This is a genomic window from Streptomyces apricus (genome assembly GCF_008369065.1).
In the GTDB taxonomy this organism is placed as follows: Bacteria; Actinomycetota; Actinomycetes; order Streptomycetales; family Streptomycetaceae; genus Streptomyces; species Streptomyces apricus.
In genome coordinates this window covers 1-23,014 of sequence record NZ_VDFC01000018.1, presented here as the reverse complement: position 1 = coordinate 23,014, position 23,014 = coordinate 1, and the positions used below count along the sequence as shown (strand labels likewise).

Genomic DNA, 23,014 nt, shown 5'->3' with positions numbered 1-23,014 from the left:
CCCCTACCCATTCCCGTCACTACTCAGGGGCTCCGCCCCCGAACCCCCGTTGCGCAGTTCCCCGCGCCCCTAGGTACCTAGGGGCGCGGGGAACTGCGCGGGAGCGCGGAGCGCGACAGGGGGTCTGGGGGCGGAGCCCCCAGGAGCGGGCTACGCGGCCGGTTCGACTCCGGCGCGGAGCAAGCCGTACGTGTACGCGTCCTCCAGGGCCTGCCAGGACGCCGCGATGACGTTCTCGGCGACGCCGACCGTCGACCACTCCCCCGTCCCGTCCGACGTCGAGATGAGCACCCGCGTCGTGGACTGCGTCCCGTGCTTGCCCTCCAGGATGCGGACCTTGTAGTCGACGAGCTCCAGCTTGGCGAGCTGGGGGTAGATCCGTTCCAGGGCCACCCGCAGCGCCCGGTCGAGCGCGTTGACCGGCCCGTTGCCCTCCGCCGTGGCGACGATCCGCTCCCCCTTCGCGAACAGCTTCACCGTCGCCTCGTTGGCGTGGCTCCCGTCGGGCCGGTCCTCGACGATGGCCCGCCAGGACTCGACCTCGAAGTACGTGCGCGCCTTCCCCTCGGCCTCCGCCCGCAGCAGCAGCTCGAAGGAGGCGTCCGCGGCCTCGTACGTGTAGCCCTGGAGCTCGCGCTCCTTGACCCGCTCGACGACCCGCCCGACCAGCTCGCGGTCGCCGCCGAGGTCGACGCCCAGCTCCTTGCCCTTGAGCTCGATGGAGGCGCGGCCGGCCATGTCGGAGACGAGCATCCGCATGGTGTTGCCGACCTGCTCGGGGTCGATGTGCTGGTAGAGGTCCGGGTCGACCTTGATGGCCGAGGCGTGCAGCCCCGCCTTGTGGGCGAAGGCCGAGACACCGACGTACGGCTGGTGCGTGGACGGGGTGAGGTTCACGACCTCGGCGATCGCGTGCGAGATGCGGGTCATCTCGGACAGCGCGCCGTCGGGCAGGACCTTCTTGCCGTACTTGAGCTCCAGCGCGGCGACGACGGGGAAGAGGTTGGAGTTGCCGACGCGCTCGCCGTAGCCGTTCGCCGTGCACTGGACGTGGGTGGCGCCCGCGTCGACCGCGGCGAGGGTGTTCGCGACGGCGCAGCCGGTGTCGTCCTGGGCGTGGATGCCCAGGCGCGCCCCGGTGTCGGCGAGGACGGTGGCGACGACGGCCTGGACCTGCGCGGGCAGCATGCCGCCGTTGGTGTCGCACAGGACGACGACGTCGGCGCCGGCCTCCGCGGCGGCCCGGACGACGGCCTTCGCGTACTGCGGGTTGGCCCGGTAGCCGTCGAAGAAGTGCTCGCAGTCGACGAAGACGCGGCGGCCCTGCTCGCGCAGGTAGGAGACGGTGTCGCGGACCATCTCCAGGTTCTCGTCGAGGGTGGTGCGCAGCGCCAGTTCGACATGGCGGTCGTGGGACTTGGCGACGAGGGMGACGACGGGCGCGCCGGACGCGACGAGCGCCTTGACCTGCGGGTCCTCGCTCGCCTTGCCGCCGGCCCGGCGGGTGGCCCCGAAGGCGACGAGCTGGGCGTGCTTGAAGTCGATCTCCTGCCGGGCGCGGGCGAAGAACTCGGTGTCGCGCGGGTTCGCGCCCGGCCACCCGCCCTCGATGAAGCCCACGCCGAAGTCGTCCAGGTGCCGTGCGATGGCCAGCTTGTCCGCGACGGTGAGGTTGATGCCCTCGCGCTGCGCGCCGTCGCGCAGGGTGGTGTCGAAGACGTGGAACGAATCGTCGAGCTCGCTGGTTTCGGTCATGGGTCTCAAGGCTCCTGAGGATCAGATCTCGGTCGGTACCGGAATGACCGGCTCCACCGTCCCCACATGGTCCCGCGCGCTCTCGCCTCCGGCTGAGGGTGGTCCGGAAAAGCGAAAAACCCCTCGCGGGTGCGAGAGGTCTGCGCGCGGGTCGAGGACGACGGTGTCCACCCGTACCTGGTCGTACGTGGTGGTCACTGCGGACCGGCGCGCCTGCTGCCAATAATCATGGCGAACGAGAACACGGGGGCATTCTGGCACAGACCACTTCCGTGCTCACCGTCCGTCTCAGGATGCGAGCACTGGGTGGACCGCCGTCGGCGGTCCACCCAGGTACCGGACGCATCCGCCGCCCTGGCCTCAGCCCAGGTCGTGCATCCAGCCGTGCTTGTCCTGCGCGACGCCGCGCTGGATGTCCAGGAGGGCCTCGCGGAGCTTCATGGTGACCTCGCCGGGGCCGCCGCCGCTCTGCTGCCACTCGCCGGTGGCGCTCTTCACGGTGCCGACGGGGGTGATGACGGCCGCGGTGCCGCAGGCGAAGACCTCGGTGAGGGTGCCGTTCTCCGCGTCGCGCCGCCACTGGTCGCTGGAGACGCGGGCCTGCTCGGAGCCGTACCCGAGGTCACGGGCGACCGTGAGGAGCGAGTCGCGGGTGACGCCCTCCAGGATGGAGCCGCTCAGGGTGGGCGTGACGATCCTGTCCCCGTACACGAAGTACAGGTTCATGCCGCCCAGTTCCTCGACCCACTTGTGCTCGACGGCGTCGAGGTAGCAGACCTGGTCGCAGCCCTTGGCGGCGGCCTCGGCCTGGGCCAGCAGGGACGCGGCGTAGTTGCCGCCGGTCTTGGCGTCGCCCATGCCGCCCGGGACGGCGCGCACGCGGTCCTCCGAGAGCCAGATGGAGACGGGCTTCACGCCGCCGGGGAAGTAGGCGCCGGCGGGCGAGGCGATGACGATGAAGAGGTACTCGTTCGCGGGCTTCACCCCGAGGCCGACCTCGGTCGCGATCATGAAGGGGCGCAGGTAGAGCGACTCCTCGCCGCCGTGGTCCGGGACCCACGCCTTGTCCTGGCGCACCAGCGCGTCGCAGGCCTCGACGAAGGTCTCGACGGGCAGCTCGGGCATCGCGAGGCGGCGCGCGGAGGCCTGGAAGCGCAGCGCGTTGCGGTCCGGGCGGAACGTGGCGACCGAGCCGTCGGGCTGCCGGTAGGCCTTCAGGCCCTCGAAGATCTCCTGCGCGTAGTGCAGGACGTTGGTCGCCGGGTCGAGGGAGAGCGGACCGTACGGCGTGAGCTGGCCGTCGTGCCAGCCGCGCCCTTCGGTCCACTTGATCGTCACCATGTGGTCGGTGAAGTGGCGGCCGAAGCCGGGGCTGGCCAGGATCGCCTCGCGCTCCGCCGCGGAGAGCGGGGTCGACGAGGGCTTGAGCTCGATCGTGGGCGTCGTCATGAGTGGTTTGTCCTTCACCGGTTGTGTGTGACGGGCCGCGCTCACGCCTCTACTGCCAGTGGCCAGTGTTAGGACGTCCGAGCTTTCCCTCATTCCGCGGCTCCGCGTTCGATTATCACGCGAGATGTGCCGAATGGGGTACCGCCCGCGGCCGGGGAGGCCACGGGGGGCGAAAACGGTGTGAATGCGGCCCGGGGATCGATGGTGGCACCCGGCGAGGCATACGAGAAGCCGCCGGGTGCGGATGCGACCCGGCGGCTGGGGTGGTACCGGCGGGTCAGCCGGATACTCGGGCGGCGAGCGCGTCGCCGATCTCCTCGGTCGTACGGGTCGTGGTGCCGCGCTCCGCGAGGTCGGCGGAGACGGCGTCCTCGATGCGGGCGGCCTCGGCCTCGTACCCGAGGTGGCGCAGCAGCAGGGCGACGGACAGCACGGTGGCGCTGGGGTCGGCCTTGCCCTGGCCCGCGATGTCCGGGGCCGAGCCGTGCACCGGCTCGAACATGGACGGGAACTCGCCGCTCGGGTTGATGTTGCCGGAGGCGGCGACGCCGATGCCGCCGGAGACGGCCGCGGCGAGGTCGGTGATGATGTCGCCGAAGAGGTTGTCGGTGACGATCACGTCGAAGCGGGCGGGGTCCGTGACGAGGTAGATCGTCGCGGCGTCCACGTGGATGTAGTCCGTGGTGACCTCGGGGAACTCCTCGGCCACCTTGTTGAAGGTGTTCGTCCACAGGTGGCCCGCGAAGGTCAGCACGTTGTTCTTGTGGACCAGCGTGAGCTTCTTGCGGGGGCGGGCCTGCGCACGGGCGAAGGCGTCGCGGACCACGCGCTCGACCCCGAAGGCCGTGTTCACGGAGACCTCGGTGGCGACCTCGTGCGGGGTGCCCTTGCGGATCGTGCCGCCGTTGCCCGTGTACGGGCCCTCGGTGCCCTCGCGCACGACGACGAAGTCGATCTCCGGCTGGCCCGCGAGCGGGGTGGCGACACCCGGCAGCAACTTCGACGGACGCAGGTTGACGTGGTGGTCGAAGGCGAAGCGCAGCTTCAGCAGGAAGCCGCGCTCCAGGACGCCGGACGGCACCGACGGGTCGCCGATCGCGCCGAGCAGGATGGCGTCGTGCTGCTTCAGGGCGTCGAGGTCGGCCTCGGTGAGGGTCTCACCGGTCGCGTGGTAGCGACGGGCGCCGAAGTCGAACTCCCTGGTCTCCAGCTTCACGTCCGGCGGGAGGACGGCGAGGAGGACCTTGAGGCCTTGGGCCACGACTTCCTGGCCGATGCCGTCACCGGGGATCACTGCGAGATCGATGCTGCGAGACATGTCGGCACCCTACTCCTCGTCCCACGGGATGACATACCGCGTCCGCGATACGGACAGCCCTCCGACCGAGCGCTATGGGCGCGCGAGGGGTGCGCATCATCCCGTCGGCCGCCGTTCACCTGTACGTATGGCTGATGTCGGCGGTCGATGGGAAGTTCACCAGTCATGGACACTCCCGACGTCGGCATCCCGCCGCAGCTCGCCCGCCGGATGAGCATGGCGGAGCAGTACGAGTACCTGCGGACGAAGTTCTCCCGCCGCCGCGCCCTGGTGAGCGCGGGTGCGGTGGCCGGCGGGCTGCTGACCGGCTGCTCCGGTTCCGGCACGGGTACGGGCACGGCGACCGGTTCCGCCTCGCCCCGGTCCGCGGGTTCCACGCCCACCGAGCGGGTGGACGGCGCGGTCGTCACCCCCTTCGGCCGCCACCTCGCCTTCGGCGCCGACCCGCGCACGCAGATGCGGATCTCCTGGCAGGTGCCGCTCGCGGTCCGCAAGCCGTACGTGCGGGTGGGGCTCAGGCCCGGGGAGCTGAGCCGGAAGATCGACGCCGAGGTGCGCGACCTGCACACGCCGGGGCTCGAAGGCATCCGGCTCGCCCTCGACCAGTTCTACCTGCACGCGGCGCTGGACGGCCTGCGGCCCGGCACGACGTACTACTACGGCGTCGGGCACGAGGGCTTCGACCCGGCGTCGCGGGAACGCCGCGCCACGGTCGGCTCGTTCACGACGGCGCCGGCCCGGCCGGAGACGTTCGTCTTCACCGCCTTCGGCGACCAGGGCGTCACCCCCGACGCGCTCGCCAACGACAAGCTGATCCTGGGCCGCAAGCCCGCCTTCCACCTGCACGCGGGCGACATCTGCTACGCCGACACGACGGGCCACGGCGAGAAGACGGACATCTACGACCCCACCGCCTGGGACCTGTTCCTCAAGCAGACGGAGACCGTGGCGCGGACGGTCCCGTGGATGGTGACGACCGGCAACCACGACATGGAGGCCTGGTACTCGCCGAACGGCTACGGCGGCCAGTCGGCGCGCTTCACCCTCCCCGACAACGGCTTCGACGCGAAGAACGCCCCCGGCGTCTACTCCTTCACCTACGGCAACGTCGGCGTCGTGGCGCTGGACGCGAACGACGTGTCGTACGAGATCCCCGCCAACAAGGGCTACTCGGACGGCCGGCAGACGGCCTGGCTCGACCGGCGGCTCGGGGAGCTGCGCGAGCAGGTCGACTTCGTGGTGGTCTTCTTCCACCACTGCGCCTACTCGACGTCGACCCACGCCTCGGACGGGGGCGTGCGCGACGCGTGGCTGCCGCTGTTCACCAGGCACCGGGTGGATCTGGTGATCAACGGCCACAACCACGTGTACGAGCGGACCGACGCCATCAGGAACGGGGTCGTGGGCAAGCCCGTGCCGATCGGCGCGTCGACCGATCCGACGCGGGACGGGATCGTGTACGTCACCGCCGGCGGGGCGGGCAAGAGCCTGTACAGCTTCCCCGAAGGGGTGAAGGACAGCTACGAGGGCAAGGTCGTCGACCGCGAGTCGGTGGAGACCTACCACTGGACGAGGTCGAAGGACCGGAACCCGGACACCGTGGAGTGGTCACGGGTGCGGTACACCGGCTACTCCTTCCTCTCCGTGGAGGCGGAGGCGGGTGCGACTCCCCGGCTCACGGTGTCGGCGCTCGCCGAGGACGGCAGGCGCATCGACCACTTCGAGGTGCGGCGCGGGGCCTGAGGCCCCGTGCCGTCCCCGTGGCGTGGGTGCGGGTGCGGGTGCGGGGCTCAGTGGCCCGTCGAGCCGCCGTTGTCCCGGCGGTCGAGGGCGCGCTGGAGCGCGGCGGCGGCGTTCTTGCGGTCGGACTCGCTGGGGTGGGGGGCGCGACGGACTCGGCGGACGGTCGTCTCGGCCATGATGAATCGTCTCCTTGCCTCCGGCGGCGGCCGCCGGAAATGCGGTGAGGGATCCCCGTCCCGGAGTGCCACCGCGCGTGTGCACCCCTGCGCCAGTGCCTGATCACCCCCACCCGGAGATGACATGACTTCCGTACCGGTGCACGACCGCAAGGCCACCCGGCGCCACTACCTGATGTGCCGCCCCGAACACTTCGACGTCAGCTACGTCATCAACCCCTGGATGGACCCCTCCAAGCCGGTCGACACCGCCCTGGCCCTGCTGCAGTGGGAGGCCCTCTACAGCCTCTACCGCTCCCTGGGCCACCGTGTCGACCTGGTCAACCCGGTGCCGGGCCTGCCCGACATGGTCTTCTCCGCGAACGGGGCCACCGTCGTGGACGGCAAGGTGCTCGGTGCCCGGTTCCGCAACGTGCAAAGAGCCGCCGAGGCGCCGGCCCACCAGGCCTGGTACCGCGCCAACGGCTTCACCGAGATCCGCGACCCCCTCCACGTCAACGAGGGCGAGGGCGACTTCGCCGTCACCCGCAGCTGGATCCTGGCCGGCCGCGGCTTCCGCTGCACGCCCGAAGGACACCAGGAGGCACAGGAGTTCTTCGGCCGGCCGGTGATCGGCCTCGAACTGGTCGACCCCCGCTTCTACCACCTCGACACGGCGCTGTGCGTCCTGGACGGGGACGAGATCATGTACTACCCGCAGGCCTTCACCCCCGGCAGCCGCGAAGTCCTCGCCCGGCTCTTTCCCGACGCGCTGCTGGTGGACCAGCAGGACGCCGACGTCCTGGGCCTGAACGCCGTCAGCGACGGCCTCAACGTCGTCCTTCCCGAGGCGGCCCAGAAACTCGCCGGACAGCTGCGTACCCGCGGCTTCCGCACCCACGGCACCGATCTGTCCGAGCTGCTCAAAGGCGGCGGAAGCGTGAAGTGCTGCACCCAGGAACTGCGTTTCTGACGAAACGGCAGACGCGGGGCACGACGCCATCCTCACGCCGGCCCCGCGCGTGCGTGTCCACCCCCCCACCCGGGGGTGGGCACGCACCGGCATGTCCGCACCCGGGCGTGTTCAACTGTCCAGAATCCAGCCGATGCACACCCCCGCCCCAAGGATCGTGCCTGCTCAGCGCCGTTCGGGGACAACCGGGCCCCGGTCGGGGCCCCTTGTGGGCCCCTGCCCGCCCCACCACTGTGACGCCCATGGATGCGACCACCCACGCCGAAGGCCCCCGGCGCCGGCCGCCCGGTGCGCCCGCACCGAACGTGCCCGCGGGCGGCCCCGGCGCCGGACCGCTCCGCGCGCCCTGACCCCGGCCCCGGCCCCGGCCCGGCTCCGGGCCGGGGCCGGGGCCGAGGACCCCTTTGTCCCGAACGACCCCACCCCGACGCGGCCCGCGTCCGAAGGAGAGCACCATGACCCTCACCTCGCCCGAGAGCGAGACCGTCGCGCTGACCTCCGAGCTCGTCAGCGAGCCCGTGCGCGGCTACACCCACCTGCGGCGCCAGGCCCCCCTGGTGCGGGTCACGCTGCCGGGTATCGAGACCCCGGTGTGGCTCATCACCCGCTACCAGGACGCCAGAGCGGTCCTGAGCGACACGCGGTTCGTGCGCGACCAGGGCAAGGTGCCGGGCCTGGCCCAGGACGGCCCCAGCATCGCGGAGCAGATGATCGAGGCGTACGGGCTGCCCGCGGAGTACCGCGACTACCTGGGCATCATGGTCCTCGTCGACGGCGCGGAGCACAGCCGGCTGCGCAACCTGGTCACCAAGTCCTTCACCGCCCGGCGCATCAACGCCCTGCGCCCGCGCCTGGAACAGATCACCCGGGAGCTCATCGCGCCGCTGGCCGCCCGCCGGGAGGCCGAACTGCTGGAGGACGTCGGCTACCCGCTGGCCTCGACCGTCATCTGCGCGCTCATCGGCATCGACGAGGAGGACGTGCCGCAGATGCGCACCTGGATCCGCGCATACGCCTCCGGGGACATCGACCTGGTCATCCCGGCCCTGCGCAACATGGTCGAGCACTCCAAGGACCTCATCGCCCGGCGCGCCCTCGCCCCCCGGGACGACCTCGTCTCCGCCTGGATCACCTCCGGCCAGGGCGACCCCCAGGCGCTGACCGAGACGGAGATGGTCGCCCTGATCCTGCTCCTGATCAACACCGGCATCACCCCGCCCGCGCTCTTCATCGCCAGCGCGGTGCTCGCCCTGCTCGACCACCCCCGGCAGCTGGCCCGCCTGCGCGCCGAGCCGCAGCTGCTGGAGCGCGCGGTGCCCGAACTGCTGCGGTTCACCTCACCCGTGCCGATGGGCGCCCCCCTGTACGCGGTGCAGGACCTGGAGTTCGCCGGCATGCCCGTCCGCAAGGGGGAGGCGGTCACCAGCGCCCTGCTGGGCGCGAACTTCGACCCAAAGGAGTACCGGGCACCCGAGGACCTGGACATCACCCGCGACCTGGGGCGCGGGGCGGGCCACCTCGCGTTCGGCCACGGCGCCCACTACTGCATCGGGGCGGCACTGGCCCGCCTGGAGGCCGAGGTCGCCCTGGACCAGCTGCTCATCCAGCAGCCGGCGCTCAGACTCGCCGTCGCGCGCGAGGAACTGGAGTACTTCGACCTGCCCGGGGAGGGCCGCCACCTGCGCGGGCTGCCGGTCGACTTCTGACCCCCTTTCCCGCAGCGCACGACGGCGCCCGGCCGGCACACCCTCCGCCCGGGCGCCGTCGCCTGTGCCCCCGCACGCCCGGCCCCGGCGTCCGCCACCGCACCGGGCGGATGCACCCTCCCGCGTCGAACACAGCCGATTTTATGGGACATTGCGGTAAAACCATGCTGACGCGGCTCCACCGGTGCCCGCCCGCGCCGCATGCGCGGACCGGACCCGCGGCCGGCGGCCACCGCCCGGTGGGCCGCCCCACCACCCGCATGGGAGACGACGTGTCCGAGACCACCTTCCCTTCCCCGGCCCTCGTCGTGCTGCTCGGCCCGGCCGGCAGCGGCAAGAGCACGGCGGCCGCCGCCTGGCCCTGCGAGAGCGTGCTGGAACTGGACACCTTCCGCGCGCTCCTGGACGGCGACCCGCCGGACGCGGACTGTCCCGACGAGGCCGTCCACGCGCTCGCCGCGGTGGCCGAACGCCGGCTGGCGCGGCGCCTGACGACGGTCGTGGACATCGACCACACCGAGGTGGCGCTGCGCGCCAAGCTGCTGTGCATCGCCGAACGCCACGGCGTCCCCGCGGTGGCGCTGGTCATGACGACACCGCTGCGGCTGTGCCTGGAGCGCAACGCGCTGCGCCCCGCGCACCTGCAGCTGCCCGAGGACACCGTGCGCGAGCAGTACGGCCAGGCGCTCGACGCCGTCCCGGGCCTGTGCGCCGAGGGGTTCGTCCACGTCGAGGCCCTCTACGGCGGCGCCGCCGGCCACCGCAGGTGAGGCGCGGGCCGGCGCGCCGGAGACCGTTCGGCCCGCCGGGCGACCGGGGGACCGCCCCGCCCCCAGACTTGTCATGTACATGACGCAAGTGGTTGTAAGTGGGTGCCCGCTGATGGACATTCATGCCGTCGCCGACCAGGAGGGGAACATGACTGTGCGGATAGCAGTGGCGGGAGCGAGCGGATACGCGGGCGGGGAAGCCCTGCGGCTGCTGCTGGGACACCCCCGGGCGCAGATCGGCGCCCTGACCGCGGACTCCAACGCCGGCCGCGCCCTGGGCACGCTCCAACCGCACCTGCCGCCGCTGGCCGACCGGATCCTGGAGCCCACCACCGCCCAGGCGCTGCGCGGGCACGACGTCGTCCTGCTGGCCCTGCCGCACGGGCACTCGGCCGCCGTCGCCGGGCAACTGGGCCCGGACGTGCTGGTGGTGGACATGGGCGCCGACTTCCGGCTGGCCGACGCCGCCGACTGGGAGCGCTTCTACGGCTCCCCGCACGCCGGCACCTGGCCCTACGGCCTGCCCGAACTGCCCGGCGCCCGCACCGCGCTGCAGGGCGCCTCGCGCATCGCGGTGCCGGGCTGCTACCCCACCGCCGTGTCCCTGGCCCTCTTCCCCGCCTACGCCGCCAGGGCGGTCGAGCCCGAGGCCGTGGTGAGCGCCGCCTCCGGCACCTCGGGCGCCGGGCGCGCCCCCAAGGCGCACCTGCTGGGCAGCGAGGTGATGGGCTCCATGAGCGCCTACGGCGTCGGCGGCGGCCACCGGCACACCCCCGAGATGGTCCAGAACCTCAGCGCGGTCGCGGGGCGGCCGGTCACCGTCTCCTTCACCCCCACGCTCGCCCCCATGGCCCGCGGCATCCTCGCCACCTGCAGCGCCCGCGCCACCCCGGGGGTCACCGCCGCCGAGGTGCGCACGGCCTACGAGAAGGCCTACGCGCAGGAGCCGTTCGTCCACCTGCTGCCCCCGGGACAGTGGCCGGCGACGGCGCAGGTCCACGGATCCAACACCGCGCAGATCCAGGTCGCCTACGACGAGGCGGCCCACCGCGTCATCGCGGTCTGCGCGATCGACAACCTGACCAAGGGAACCGCGGGCGGCGCGATCCAGAGCATGAACATCGCCCTGGGACTTCCCGAGGCGACCGGACTTTCCACGATCGGAGTCGCACCGTGAGCGACGCACACGCGGTCCGCGGACCGCAGACCACGACGACACCCGCGCCCTGGCACCGCGCGGGCGACGAGGCGAACGGGGAGATGCAGTGAGTGTCACGGCAGCACAGGGATTCACGGCGGCCGGCGTGGCCGCCGGGATCAAGACGGGCGGTGACCTCGACCTGGCCCTCGTGGTCAACCTCGGCCCGCGCCACGCGGCCGCGGGCGTCTTCACCGCCAACCGGGTCAAGGCCGCCCCCGTCACCTGGTCGCAGCAGGTGCTCGCGCAGGGCGGCGTGCGCGCGGTCGTCCTCAACTCCGGCGGCGCCAACGCCTGCACCGGCCCCCGGGGACTGCAGGACACCGCCGCCACGGCCGCCGCAGCCGGCGCCGCCCTGGGGGTGCCCGCCCACCAGGTCGCGGTCGCCTCCACCGGCCTGATCGGGGTGCCTCTGCCCATGGACAGGCTGCTGCCCGGCGTCGCACGAGCCGCACGGGAGCTGTCCGGCGACGGCGGCGAACGGGCCGCCGTCGCGATCAAGACCACCGACACCGTGCACAAGACCAGCGTCCACCAGGGCCCGGGCTGGACCCTCGGCGGCATGGCCAAGGGCGCGGGCATGCTCGCCCCGAGCCTGGCCACCATGCTCGTCGTGCTCACCACCGACGCCGACGTCGACGCCGCACACCTGGACCGGGCCCTGCGCGAGGCCACCCGGCTGACCTTCGACCGCGTCGACTCCGACGGCTGCATGTCCACCAACGACACCGTGCTCCTGCTGGCCTCCGGCGCCTCGGGGATCGAGCCGGACGCCGGCGAGTTCGCCGCCGCGCTGCGCGCCGTCTGCGACGACCTCGCCGCCCAGCTCGTCGCCGACGCCGAGGGCTCCAGCAAGGACATCCGCATCGAGGTCGTCAACGCGGCCGACGAGGACGACGCCGTCGAGGTCGGCCGGGCCATCGCCCGCAACAACCTCCTCAAGTGCGCCATCCACGGCGAGGACCCCAACTGGGGCCGGGTCCTGTCCGCCATCGGCACCACCCGGGCGGCCTTCGACCCCGACCGGCTCGACGTCGCCATCAACGGCGTCTGGGTGTGCCGGGACGGCTCCATCGGCGAGGACCGCGACAAGGTCGACATGCGCGGCCGCCAGGTCGTCGTCACCGCCGACCTCGCCGCCGGGACCGCCTCGGCCGTCATCCGCGCCAACGACCTCACCGCAGAGTACGTCCACGAGAACAGCGAGTACGCCTCATGACCGCGCTCAGCACCATGACCCCCACCGGACTGGCCGCCGCCCGCAAGCACGACGCGCTGCCCAAGGCCGACGCCCTCGCCGAGGCGCTGCCCTGGCTCGCCCGCCACCGCGGGCGGACCGTGGTCATCAAGTTCGGCGGCAACGCCATGGTCGACGACCACCTCAAGGCCGCCTTCGCCGAGGACATCCTCTTCCTGCACCACGCCGGCCTCAGACCCGTCGTCGTGCACGGGGGAGGCCCGCAGATCAACAAGCAGCTGGACCGGCTCGGCCTCGACACCCACTTCACCGCGGGCCTGCGGGTGACCACCGACGAGACCATGGACGTGGTCAGGATGGTGCTGGCCGGCCAGGTCCAGCGGGAACTGGTGGGACTGCTCAACCGGCACGGACCGCACGCCGTCGGCATGACCGGCGAGGACGCCCGCCTGATGACCGCCGGGCGGGCGTACGCCGAGATCGACGGCGAGCGCGTGGACATCGGCCGGGTGGGCGAGATCGCCGGCATCGACCCCGGCGTCGTACGCGCCCTGCTGGACGACGGGCGCATCCCCGTCGTCTCCTCCATCGCCCGCAGCACCGACGACGGCGACAGCGGCGTCTTCAACGTCAACGCCGACACCGCCGCCGCCGCCCTGGCCGCGGCGCTCGACGCCGAGGCGCTGATGATCCTCACGGACGTCGAAGGGCTCTACCGGGACTGGCCCCACAGCGACGACGTCATCTCCCGCCTCACCGCCACCGAGCTGGACAAGCTCCTGCCCGAGCTGGCCAGCGGAATGATCCCGAAGATGCGGGGCTGCCTGCACGCCGTCACCCACGGCGTGCGCAGCGCCCGGGTGATCGACGGCCGGGTACGGCACTCGGTCCTGCTGGAGATCTTCACCGCCGAGGGCATCGGCACCGTGGTGGTACCCGACGACGACCCGGCCGAAGGCACCGCGCCGTGAACGCCCGCGCGCACAACGCGGACCTCKCCCGCCGCTGGCAGGACGTCATGATGGACAACTTCGGCACCCCGCGCCTGCCCCTGGTGCGCGGCGCCGGGACACGGGTGTGGGACGCCGAGGGCCGCGAGTACCTCGACCTGCTCGGCGGCATCGCCGTCAACGCCCTGGGCCACGCCCACCCCGCGGTGGTCGAGGCCGTCTCGCGCCAGGTCGCCGCCCTGGGCCACGTCTCCAACCTCTTCGCCGCCGAACCCACCGTCGCACTCGCCGAGCGCCTGGTGGAACTGGCCGGCCGGCCCGGCCGCGTCTACTTCTCCAACTCCGGCGCCGAGGCCAACGAAGCCGCCTTCAAGATCGGACGCCTCACCGGCCGCCCCCATATGGTGGCCGCCCGGGGCGGCTTCCACGGCCGCACCATGGGCGCACTCGCCCTGACCGGCCAGCCCGCCAAACGCGCCCCCTTCCACCCCCTGCCCGGCGACGTCACCTTCGTCCCCTACGGCGACACCGAGGCACTGCGCGCCGCCGTCACGGCCGACACCGCGTTCGTGATCCTCGAACCCGTCCAGGGCGAGAGCGGCGTGCTGACCCCTCCCCGCGGCTACCTGACCGCGGCCCGCGAGATCACGGCCGCCGCCGGGGCCCTGCTGGTCCTCGACGAGATCCAGACGGGCATCGGACGCACCGGCCACTGGTTCGCCGCCCAGGCCGAGGGCGTCGAGGCCGACGTCGTCACCCTGGCCAAGGGGCTGGGCGGGGGACTGCCCATCGGCGCCACCCTCGCCTTCGGCACCGCCGCCGGCCTGCTCACCCCCGGCACCCACGGCTCGACCTTCAGCGGCAACCCGGTGGTGTGCGCCGGCGCCCTCGCCGTCCTGGACACCATCGCCGGGCACGGACTGCTCGACCGGGCCAAACGCACCGGGGAACAGCTGCGCACCGGCCTCAGGGCCCTGGACCACCCCCTGGTCGCACAGGTACGGGGAGCGGGCCTGCTCCTGGGCATCGTGCTCAGCCAGGACGTCGCCCCCGAGGTGCAGCAGGCCGCCCAGGAAGCCGGGCTCCTGGTCAACGCCGTGGCCCCGGACGTCATCCGGCTCGCCCCACCCCTCACCCTTACCGACCGGGACGTCGGTATGTTTCTCGGCCAATTTCCCGCAGCACTCCAGGCCGTCACCCGTGCCCTGACAGGAACCCCCGGTGCCGCTTCACCGAGCGCGGCCGGAACAGGGGTAGAAAAAACCGCTAAGTTGGTTTGATAATCTGCCTGCTGCTCCTCCCCGGCGGCTCCGGCCGCCGGGCCTCCTCGCTGTGTGAAAGGTTGAATGATGGAACGTCACCCACGACGCTGGCTCATCCTGGTCGTGCTCTGCCTCAGCACGCTCGTGCTGGTGATCGACAACATGGTGCTCACCGTCGCGGTCCCGACGATCACTCAGGACCTGGGGGCCAGTGCCCAGGAGATCCAGTGGGTCCTTGAGTCCTACATGCTGGTCTTCGCGGGGCTGCTGCTGACGGCCGGGAGTCTGTCCGACAAGTTCGGCCGGCGGAAGGTCATGATCATCGGGCTGGCGCTGTTCGGCGCCGCCTCCGTCATCGGCATGGTCGCCGCCACCCCGGAACAGCTGATCCTGGGACGTGTCCTGATGGGGGTGGGAGGCGCACTGGTGATGCCCAGCACCCTGTCGATCCTCATCACGGTCTTCGACGAGGGGGAGCGGCCCAAGGCGATCGCGGTGTGGAGCGCGGTGGCCATGGTCGGCCTGGTCGGCGGCCCGGTCCTGGGCGGCGCGCTGCTGGCCCACTACTGGTGGGGCGTGGTCTTCCTGATCAACATCCCGATCGCGGCCCTGGCCATCGTGGCGGCCATGGTCCTGATGCCGGAGTCCAAGGGCCCCTGGCGCAAGGCCGACCCGGTGGGCATGGCGCTGTCCGTGATCGGCATGAGCGCCCTGGTGTGGACGATCAACGAACTGCCCAAGGGCGGCCTGGAGCACACCGGCACCCAGGCCTCCCTGGCCGTGACCGTCCTGGGCCTGGCCGGATTCACCCTCTGGGAAAAGCGCCACGCCTCCCCGATGGTGCCGCTGGCCCTCTTCCGCGACCGGGTCTTCACCGGGGCCAGCTTCTCCCTGGTCCTGCTGACGCTGGCCAACGGCGGCCTGATGCTGGTGCTGACCCAGTACCTGCAGTTCGTCCTCGGCTACACCCCCACGCAGACGGGCCTGGCCTTCACCCCGCTGGCCGTCGCCACCCTGGTCTTCAACGCCCTGGGCGCCTCCCTGATCGCGAAGACCGGCAACCGGGTCATGGCGGTCCTGGGCCTGCTGGTGATCGCCTCCGGCTTCGGCCTGCTCTCGACGCTGTCCGTCGGCGACGGCTGGGGCGTCCTGGCCGGAGCCATGTGCCTGATGGGCGCGGGCAGCGGTCTGGCGATGCCCGCAGCCATGGCGGCCATGATGGGCGCCATCCCCGAGGAGCACGCAGGTGTGGGATCCGCACTCAACGACACCATCCAGCAGGCCGGCGCCGCCCTGGGCGTGGCCATCCTGGGAGCAGTGCTGACCAGCACCTTCACCGCCCACATGCCGGGCAGTGCTCCCGAGGCCGCCCGCCACTCCATCGGCGACGCACTCGCCGCGGCCGAGAAGGACCCGAACCTGCTGAAGTTCGTCGAGGAGGCCTTCACCGCGGGGATGTCCGCCAGCTTCCTGGCCGGCGCCGCCGGCGTGGTGGGAGCCGCGGTCCTGGCCCTCTTCCTCATGCGCGAACGCGCGGACACCCCGCAGCCGGCGGAGCAGGACAAGAGCCAGGTCCCGGAGGCCGTGGCCGCCCCCTGACCCCGTCCGGCGCACATCCGGCGCGGCGGTGGGCGCGGCCCGTGGACGACACCCACGGGCCGCGCCCACCGCTGCGCCGCGCCGAGCACAGGCCCGACTCCCTCGCTCCGCAAGACGGTCGCGGCCCGGCCCGTCGCGCGGGCCGCCACGGCGAAGAGCCGCCCCCGCGCACCGCGTAGGCGGCCCGCAGGGACGGCAGGAACAGCAGGAACAACAGGGACGGCAGGTGTCCATCGAGATGACCCGGTGGCCCGATGGCCCGGTGACCTGGTGACCCGGTACGAAGGCGGTGCGCGAGCCGGTGCGTGCGTGTACTGCGGCCCGGCCCGCCGTCACTCGGTCGGTTCGACGCCCGCGCGCAGCAGGCCGTAGGCGTAGGCGTCTTCGAGCGCCTGTCCCGAGGCGGCGATGACGTTGGCGCCCACTCCGACGGTCGACCACTCGCCGGACGCGTCGGCGGTCGAGATCAGGACCCGGGCGGCTGAGGTGGTGCCGTGGGCCTGTTCCAGGATGCGGACCTTGTAGTCCACCAGCTCCAGTTTGGCGAGCTCGGGGTAGATGGTCTCCAGCGCGGCCCGCAGCGCGCGGTCGAGCGCGTTGACGGGCCCGGTGCCCTCGGCGGCGCGGACGAGGCGCTCGCCCCTGATCCACAGCTTCACGCTCGCCTCGTTGCTCTGCTCGCACCCGGGCCGGTCCTCGGCGATGATGCGCCAGGACTCCAGGCGGAAGTAGCGCTGCGGCCGGCCCTGCACCTGCTCGCGCAGCAGCAGTTCGAACGACGCGTCGGCGGCCTCGTAGGTGTAGCCGCTCAGTTCCCGCTCCTTGACCCGGGCGACGATCCGGCCGATCAGGTCGCGGTCGCCGCCGAGGTCGACGCCCAGTTCCTTCGCCTTGAGCTCGACGGAGGCCCGTCCGGCCATGTCGGAGACGAGCATGCGCATGCGGTTGCCGACCAGCGTGGGGTCGATGTGCTGGTACAGGTCGGGGTCGACCTTGATCGCGGAGGCGTGCAGGCCCGCCTTGTGGGCGAAGGCCGACACACCGACGTACGGCTGGTGGGTGGAGGGGGCCAGGTTCACGATCTCGGCGATGGCGTGCGAGATGCGGGTCATCTCACCCAGCGCGCCCGCGGGCAGGACCCGCATGCCGTACTTGAGCTCAAGGGCGGCGCTGACGGGGAAGAGGTTGGCGTTGCCGACCCGCTCGCCGTAGCCGTTGGCCGTGCACTGGACGTGCGTGGCGCCCGCGTCGACGGCCGCCAGGGTGTTGGCGATCGCGCAGCCGGAGTCGTCCTGGGCGTGGATGCCCAGCCGGGCCCCCGTGTCGGCCAGGACGGCGGCGACGACGGCCTGGACCTGGCCGGGCAGCATGCCGCCGTTGGTGTCGCACAGCACGACCACGTCGGCACCGGCCCCGGCGGCCGCGCGCACGACCTCGGTCGCGTACGCGGGGTCGGCCGTGTAGCCGTCGAAGAAGTGCTCGCAGTCCACGAACACCCGCCGCCCGTGCGAGCGCAGGTAGGAGACGGTGTCGCGGACCATCTCCAGGTTCTCGTCCAAGGTGGTGCGCAGCGCCAGTTCGACATGGCGGTCGTGGGACTTGGCGACGAGGGTGACGACCGGCGCGCCGGAGTCCAGCAGCGCTTTGACCTGCAGGTCCTCACTGGCTTTCACCCCCGGTCTGCGGGTCGCGCCGAACGCCACCAGCTGCGCGTGCCGGAAGTCGATCTCGGCCTGGGCCCGTGCGAAGAACTCGGTGTCGCGGGGGTTGGCCCCCGGCCACCCGCCCTCGATGAAGCCGACCCCGAAGTCGTCCAGGTGCCGGGCGATGGCCAGCTTGTCGCGGACCGTGAGGTTGATGCCTTCGCGCTGCGCGCCGTCGCGCAAGGTGGTGTCGAAGACGTGGAAACCGTCGTCGGCCGGGCCGCGCGCGTGGTGCTGCGCGGGCGGTGGGGGCGGTGCGCTTCCTGGCCGGGCCGGCGGGCGGGGAGCACTCGCGGCCGTCGGCGGTTTCGGAAGACCTGGCACTTCCATGGTGACCTCCTTGTCGTGGCGTTTCTGTCCCTGACGCGGTCTCCGGCACGCTACTCCTCGCGCTGAGGGGTCAACAGCGCGTGCTGGAGCGAGAGTTGACCGCCCGCGAACGGTGCGGCCGCGGCCCGGGAAAGGCGAACACGACGACAGCGCGTGCGGCCCCGCAATGAACGGGACCGCACGCGCGTCGGGCGGACCGTCAGACGGATCCGTGGTGGGCGAGACGGGCCTCCAGCCCGTCCAGGATGCACTGCAGGCCGTAGTCGAAGGTCTCGTCGCGCACCTGCCCCGGATCCACCCCGCGCTGGGCGACCTGGCCCTCGATCAGGCGCGGGTGGTCACGGGCGGCCTCCTCCAGCGCCGGCCGCAGGTCCTCCACCCACTCCTGCTCGGTGCTGCCGCTGCGGGAGATCATCGACAGGTACGCGGCCTCGGAGGTGGCGACCCCGATGACGTAGGCGACCACCGTGCTCACGGCCCGGTCGGTCTCGTCCGAGGGGAAGCCGGCGGTCTCGAAGACGGCGAGCATCCGGTCCGACATGCGCATCACGTTGGGGCCCAGGTGGGACAGGCCCACCTGACCCAGCACGGAGGCGATCCAGGAGTGCCGCAACGCCATGGCCCGCAGGCTGTTGGCCGCGGCCGCCGCGGCGGAGCGCCACTCGGAGCGGTGCTCGGCGGTGGGCACGTGCAGCTCGCCGTAGACCTCGTCGACGACCAGCTCGATGAGCTCGTCCTTGTTGGCCACGTGCCGGTAGAGCGAAGTGGCCCCGGCGTTCAGCCGGTTGCTGAGGGTGCGCATGCTCAGCGCCTCGATGCCCTCCGCGTCCAGCAGCCGCACCGCCTCGGTCACGATGCGCTCGCGGGTCAGGTGCTCGCGCTGGCGGCGCGGGCGGGTCCACACGGAAGGGATCGCCTGCTTGTCGGCCTGGGTGGGTCCGCGCCCTGTCGTCATCCGGCCACCCTAACCCAAGGTGTTCTCAAGAGGGAACGCTGTACGCAAACCCCTCCGCCTGCGCATACCTGACGCGCCGGCCCCCGCGCACGCCGGGCGCGGCGGCCCCGCACCGCCCGGCGCGCCCGGGCCGCAGAGCCGGACGACGGCCCGCCCCTTCGGGGGTCCGGCCGCATATCGGACCGCCTTCGGGGACCCCCGCCCGTACATCGGACCGGCCTCGGGACCCCGCCCGTACATCGGACCGACCTCGGGGCTCCGCCCGTATGCCGGGCCGGCCTCGGGACCCCGCCCGTACATCGGGCCGACCTCGGGGCTCCGCCCGTATGCCGGGCCGGCCTCGGGGGCCCGGCTGCACATCGGACCGGCCTCGGGGTCCCATCCGTACACCGGACCGGTCCTCGTACCCCTGCCCGACGGCGGCCGGCCCGGCCCCGTCCCGCCGCTCCTTCGCCGCGTACACGCAGGCTCCGTACGTGCGTTGAGCGTCTGTCGCCCATCCCGGCGGAACTTTACGATCAAGGCCGCGGCCTGCGCCGGACACGCACGGATCACACCGGTGCGCACCGGGCGGGCGGCGCGGGACGCGGCCGGATCCCGGCCGCGGTGCAAGCGTGCAGCCGCGCACCGGCCCCACACACCGTTGCGAACGCCATTCCCCTATGCGTACAGTGTTCGCATCGGGGGAACGATGCCTGTCGAGGGAGAAGTCATGCCGAAGGACCTGAGCTGGGACGCACAGGGCAACTGGGCGGCCAAGGGCGACTGGGGGGCGGTGGACTCCACGGGCCGCGAGCTGTATCTGGACCACTGGCAGGCGCGGCTCGACCGGCTGCGCGTGGCCCACCACGTCCCGGGCGCAACCCTGGCCGTCCTCGTCGACGGACAGGTGCACGACCTGGCCAGCGGCGTCCTGCACCGCGGCACCGGGGTGGACGCCACACCCGATTCGGTCTTCCAGCTCGGATCCCTCGCCAAGGTCTACACCGCCACGCTGATCATGCAGCTCGTGGACTCCGGCGACCTGGACCTCGACGCCCCGGTGCGCGAGGTGCTGCCCGACTTCGCCGTCGCCGACGAGGAGGCCACCCGCACCATCACCACCCGGCAGCTGCTCTCCCACACCAGCGGACTCACCTGCGACTTCACCTACGACTCGGGCCGCGGCGACGACTGCCTGGCCCGCTACGTCGAGGCCGCCAAGGACGTGGGACTCGACTGCCCCCCGGGCACCGCGGTCTCCTACAGCAGCCTCGGCTACAACGTCCTGGGCCGCATCATCGAGGTGCTCACGGAGAAGACCTGGGACGAAGCGCTCAAGGAACGCCTCCTGGTCCCGCTCGGCCTCACCGGCACGATGACGCTCCCCGAAGAGGCACTCGCGCACCGCACGGCCATGGGGCACCTGGGGGAGCTCGGCGAGGACCCCGACCCCGCCCCGGCCTGGGACCTCATGCCCCGCTCCGCCGGCCCCTACGGCCGGGTCCTGGCCACCGCCGGCGACGTGGCCCGCCTGGTCGGGATGCACCTCGAAGGAGGCAAGGCCCCGGACGGCACCGTCCTGCTCAGCCCCGGCAGCATCGCCGCGATGCAGCGCCGCGAGGTGGACGTCCCCGACAAGTGGACGGTCAGCGCCGACGGCTGGGGCCTGGGCTGGACCCTGTACGACTGGTCCGGCACCCCGGGCTTCGGCCACGACGGCGCCTCCATCGGCCAGTACGGCTTCCTGCGCGTGGTCCCCTCGGCCGGCGTCGCACTGGTCCTGCTCACCAACGGCGGCGACGCCCGCCAGCTGTACGCCGAGCTCTTCGACGAGCTGCTCCAGGCCCTGGCACAGGTGCGCATGCCCGCCCCCTTCGCACCGCCGCCGCAGCCGCCGGCGGTCGACCTCGCACCTCTGCTGGGCACCTACAAGCGGGAGGGCGTCCTGATCACCATCGCGGAGAAGGACGGCGCGGCCCACCTGGTGTACGAGTTCGTCGACGGCATGAAGGACTTCTCACCGCCGCTGGAGATGGACCTCGTCCCGGTCTCGCCCACGGTGTTCGCCGGCCCCGGCAGCGGCGCCTACAGCGCCGACTGGATGCCCGTCGTCTTCTCGACCCTGGCCGACGGCACGGCCTGTGTGTACATCGGCATGCGGGCCGCCCCGAAGGTGGCCTGACCCCCCGTCACCGGGGCCGGGAGCGGCCGTCCCCGGTGACGGTGAGGGCCCCGGCGGCGCCCGTCCCGCCGCGCGGGGTGTACAGACCTGCATCCTCTGGCGAGGTGCGCGCCCCTGCGGGCAGGATCGGGGAATGACCAGTCTCGTCACCCAACTCCCCACGATGCGCCAGTTCTCGTCCCCCAGCGACGTCACCCCCGGCCTGCGCCAAGCCCTGGTGGAGTGCTGGATCGAGGTCACCAACGCCGGTGGCGCAGCCGGCTTCCACGTCCCGCCCATCGGCATGTGCCAGGCGGCCCCCGCCTTCGACCGCATCGCCGGCCGGCTGACCCCCCTGACCAGCCGGCTGGTGACGGCCTGGCTGGACGGCCAGGTCGTGGGCTGGCTCAACGTCCGGCGCGACCCCTCCGAACCGATCTCCCACTGGGGCACCCTGCACCACGTGCAGACGCGTACCGCGGTCCGCGGCCTCGGCGTCGGCTCCGCCCTGATGAACGAGGCCCGCCGGGTCGCCCGGGACGAGATGGGCCTGGAGCAACTGCATCTGACCGCCCGGGCGGGCAACGGCCTGGAGGGCTTCTACGAACGGCTCGGCTGGCACGAGATCGGCCGCTGGCCCGCCGCCTTCCGCCTCGGCCCGGGAAACGAACAGGACCAGGTCCTCATGGTCCTCGCACCCCTGTGAACAGCACACCCGGCCGCGCCGCACCCGCGCGGGGCCCTGTGCAACCCACCCGTTCCGAACACTTGAAAACCTGCGCGCATCCCCGCCGCCTCCCGCTGCCCTGTCATGCGCAAAAGGCATGAGAGATGAGCAACACGCGCTACGGTATGCGGTATGGGTATGGCTATGGGCATGAGTCTCGACGAGCGGGTGCGGTCCGCGGTGGCGGCGCTCCTGCACCTGAGCGGCGAGTCCCAGACCGGTCTGGCCGCCGCGCTGGGGGTGAGCCAGGCGCAGGTGAGCCGCCGTCAGTCGGGCACCGCCGCGTGGAGCCTGGCCGACTGCGAGGCGGTCGCCGCGCACTACGGCATCGACGTCCTGGACCTGCTTTCGGGTCCGACCCGGGCGGTGGAGTCGCTGCGCGCGGAACGCCGCCGCGCGCCCGGCCGTCGCGCGGGCGCGGGCAGGGCGCTGTGATGGCCGACTTCGACGCGATCGACGCTCTGCTGGCCGCCGCCGGGCGACAGACCCCGCTGCCGCCCCCCGACCGGCGGCGCCTGCTGCGCGAGGAACTCCACCTCTCGCGCGCCCAGCTCGCCCGGGCCCTGGGGGTGAGCCCGTCCACGGTCGGCGGCTGGGAGGCGGGCCGCGACCCCAGCGGCGAGGTACGGGAGAAGTACGCGTACTTCCTCGACGCCGCCCGCACCAAACTGGACGCGACCGCCACCGCCGCCGTCACTGACGCTGAGCCCGCCGGCAACCGGTCCGCCGCCGACGCGGCCACCGCTGCCGAGCCCGCTGGCAACGAGTCCACCTCTGACGGGTCTGCCGCCGACGGGTCCGCCGCCCAGTCCGCCTCTGCCGATGCGCCGGCGCAAGCCGAGCCGGCGGGAGTCAGTCCGCGGCAAGCCCAAGTGGCGGGAACCGCACCGGCCTTCGCCCTGCAGGACGCCGACGGGCTGCTGGCCGCGCCTCAGCCGTGTGTGCTGTGCGGGCAGCCGGCCCGCCATCAGGTCGAGGGGTTCGCCCAGCACCTGGATCCGGCCGAGTGCACCCCGCCCCTGCCCCCGCCCTCGTCTCCGCCGTCACCCGCGCCCGCGGCCGTGCAGCCGGCCCAGGCAC

At 72.5% G+C, this 23,014-nt stretch carries 19 protein-coding genes; 13 read left to right on the top strand and 6 right to left on the bottom strand.

What is annotated here, in order from left to right:
* Nucleotides 1–150: 150 nt before the first annotated feature.
* The 3 genes from cimA (FGF04_RS06695) to FGF04_RS06680 all read right to left on the bottom strand — a co-directional run bounded on the left by cimA (FGF04_RS06695) (nucleotide 151) and on the right by FGF04_RS06680 (nucleotide 4,522).
* Nucleotides 151–1,755: a citramalate synthase gene (gene cimA / locus FGF04_RS06695; protein ID WP_149510309.1), complete on the bottom strand. Its 1,605-nt coding sequence runs from the start codon at nucleotides 1,753–1,755 to the stop codon at nucleotides 151–153.
* A gap of 360 nt (nucleotides 1,756–2,115) precedes the next feature.
* The gene (locus FGF04_RS06685; protein ID WP_149510308.1) at nucleotides 2,116–3,204 is read right to left on the bottom strand and encodes a branched-chain amino acid aminotransferase; all 1,089 of its coding nucleotides are present in this window, start codon (nucleotides 3,202–3,204) and stop codon (nucleotides 2,116–2,118) included.
* A gap of 277 nt (nucleotides 3,205–3,481) precedes the next feature.
* Nucleotides 3,482–4,522 (bottom strand): 3-isopropylmalate dehydrogenase, encoded by a 1,041-nt coding sequence (locus tag FGF04_RS06680; RefSeq protein WP_149510307.1) that lies wholly within the window; start codon nucleotides 4,520–4,522, stop codon nucleotides 3,482–3,484.
* A 165-nt stretch (nucleotides 4,523–4,687) separates the two neighbouring features.
* Here FGF04_RS06680 and FGF04_RS06670 point away from each other — a divergent pair, with 165 nt between their 5' ends.
* On the top strand, nucleotides 4,688–6,265 hold the full coding sequence (locus FGF04_RS06670) for a purple acid phosphatase family protein (RefSeq protein WP_149510305.1): 1,578 nt from the start codon (nucleotides 4,688–4,690) through the stop codon (nucleotides 6,263–6,265).
* Between the two features lie 47 nt (nucleotides 6,266–6,312).
* Here the strand turns inward: FGF04_RS06670 and FGF04_RS41630 are convergent, their stop codons facing one another.
* Nucleotides 6,313–6,441, bottom strand: coding sequence for a hypothetical protein (locus FGF04_RS41630; protein ID WP_268893765.1), 129 nt, complete (start codon nucleotides 6,439–6,441; stop codon nucleotides 6,313–6,315).
* 124 nt (nucleotides 6,442–6,565) lie between these two features.
* Between FGF04_RS41630 and ddaH the strand changes: the two genes are divergently transcribed.
* The 8 genes from ddaH to FGF04_RS06630 all read left to right on the top strand — a co-directional run bounded on the left by ddaH (nucleotide 6,566) and on the right by FGF04_RS06630 (nucleotide 16,076).
* Entirely contained in the window at nucleotides 6,566–7,393 is an 828-nt protein-coding gene (gene ddaH / locus FGF04_RS06665; RefSeq protein ID WP_188113985.1) for a dimethylargininase, read from the top strand.
* A 455-nt stretch (nucleotides 7,394–7,848) separates the two neighbouring features.
* On the top strand, nucleotides 7,849–9,099 hold the full coding sequence (locus FGF04_RS06660; protein WP_149510304.1) for a cytochrome P450: 1,251 nt from the start codon (nucleotides 7,849–7,851) through the stop codon (nucleotides 9,097–9,099).
* A gap of 272 nt (nucleotides 9,100–9,371) precedes the next feature.
* A complete protein-coding gene (locus FGF04_RS06655; protein WP_188113984.1) occupies nucleotides 9,372–9,869 on the top strand; it encodes an ATP-binding protein in 498 nt (165 codons plus the stop codon).
* 148 nt (nucleotides 9,870–10,017) lie between these two features.
* Entirely contained in the window at nucleotides 10,018–11,046 is a 1,029-nt protein-coding gene (argC, locus tag FGF04_RS06650; protein WP_149510302.1) for an N-acetyl-gamma-glutamyl-phosphate reductase, read from the top strand.
* An 88-nt stretch (nucleotides 11,047–11,134) separates the two neighbouring features.
* Nucleotides 11,135–12,286: a bifunctional glutamate N-acetyltransferase/amino-acid acetyltransferase ArgJ gene (argJ, locus tag FGF04_RS06645; RefSeq protein ID WP_149510301.1), complete on the top strand. Its 1,152-nt coding sequence runs from the start codon at nucleotides 11,135–11,137 to the stop codon at nucleotides 12,284–12,286.
* Nucleotides 12,283–13,236 carry an acetylglutamate kinase gene (argB, locus tag FGF04_RS06640; protein WP_235882220.1) on the top strand — a complete coding sequence of 318 codons (954 nt, stop codon included), beginning with the start codon at nucleotides 12,283–12,285 and terminating at the stop codon, nucleotides 13,234–13,236. Before argJ ends, argB begins: the two co-directional genes overlap by 4 nt.
* Before the next feature lie 47 nt (nucleotides 13,237–13,283).
* On the top strand, nucleotides 13,284–14,495 hold the full coding sequence (locus FGF04_RS06635) for an acetylornithine transaminase (RefSeq protein WP_149510312.1): 1,212 nt from the start codon (nucleotides 13,284–13,286) through the stop codon (nucleotides 14,493–14,495).
* A gap of 69 nt (nucleotides 14,496–14,564) precedes the next feature.
* Nucleotides 14,565–16,076: an MFS transporter gene (locus tag FGF04_RS06630; RefSeq protein ID WP_149510311.1), complete on the top strand. Its 1,512-nt coding sequence runs from the start codon at nucleotides 14,565–14,567 to the stop codon at nucleotides 16,074–16,076.
* A 332-nt stretch (nucleotides 16,077–16,408) separates the two neighbouring features.
* Here the strand turns inward: FGF04_RS06630 and cimA (FGF04_RS06625) are convergent, their stop codons facing one another.
* Together cimA (FGF04_RS06625) and FGF04_RS06620 are read right to left on the bottom strand one after the other, a co-directional pair.
* Nucleotides 16,409–18,109, bottom strand: coding sequence for a citramalate synthase (gene cimA, locus FGF04_RS06625; RefSeq protein WP_149510300.1), 1,701 nt, complete (start codon nucleotides 18,107–18,109; stop codon nucleotides 16,409–16,411).
* A 199-nt stretch (nucleotides 18,110–18,308) separates the two neighbouring features.
* A complete protein-coding gene (locus tag FGF04_RS06620) occupies nucleotides 18,309–19,064 on the bottom strand; it encodes a TetR/AcrR family transcriptional regulator (RefSeq protein ID WP_149510299.1) in 756 nt (251 codons plus the stop codon).
* A 712-nt stretch (nucleotides 19,065–19,776) separates the two neighbouring features.
* Between FGF04_RS06620 and FGF04_RS06615 the strand changes: the two genes are divergently transcribed.
* The 4 genes from FGF04_RS06615 to FGF04_RS06600 form a co-directional block, all read left to right on the top strand.
* Nucleotides 19,777–21,228, top strand: coding sequence for a serine hydrolase domain-containing protein (locus tag FGF04_RS06615; RefSeq protein WP_149510298.1), 1,452 nt, complete (start codon nucleotides 19,777–19,779; stop codon nucleotides 21,226–21,228).
* Nucleotides 21,229–21,361: 133 nt separating this feature from the next.
* Nucleotides 21,362–21,913 (top strand): GNAT family N-acetyltransferase, encoded by a 552-nt coding sequence (locus FGF04_RS06610; RefSeq protein WP_149510297.1) that lies wholly within the window; start codon nucleotides 21,362–21,364, stop codon nucleotides 21,911–21,913.
* Between the two features lie 165 nt (nucleotides 21,914–22,078).
* Complete coding sequence (locus FGF04_RS06605; protein ID WP_188113986.1) at nucleotides 22,079–22,369, top strand: helix-turn-helix domain-containing protein; 291 nt, start codon at nucleotides 22,079–22,081, stop codon at nucleotides 22,367–22,369.
* Nucleotides 22,369–23,014 (top strand): helix-turn-helix transcriptional regulator (locus FGF04_RS06600; protein WP_149510296.1); only part of this gene is annotated, 646 nt, incomplete at its 3' end. The genes FGF04_RS06605 and FGF04_RS06600, both read left to right, overlap by 1 nt.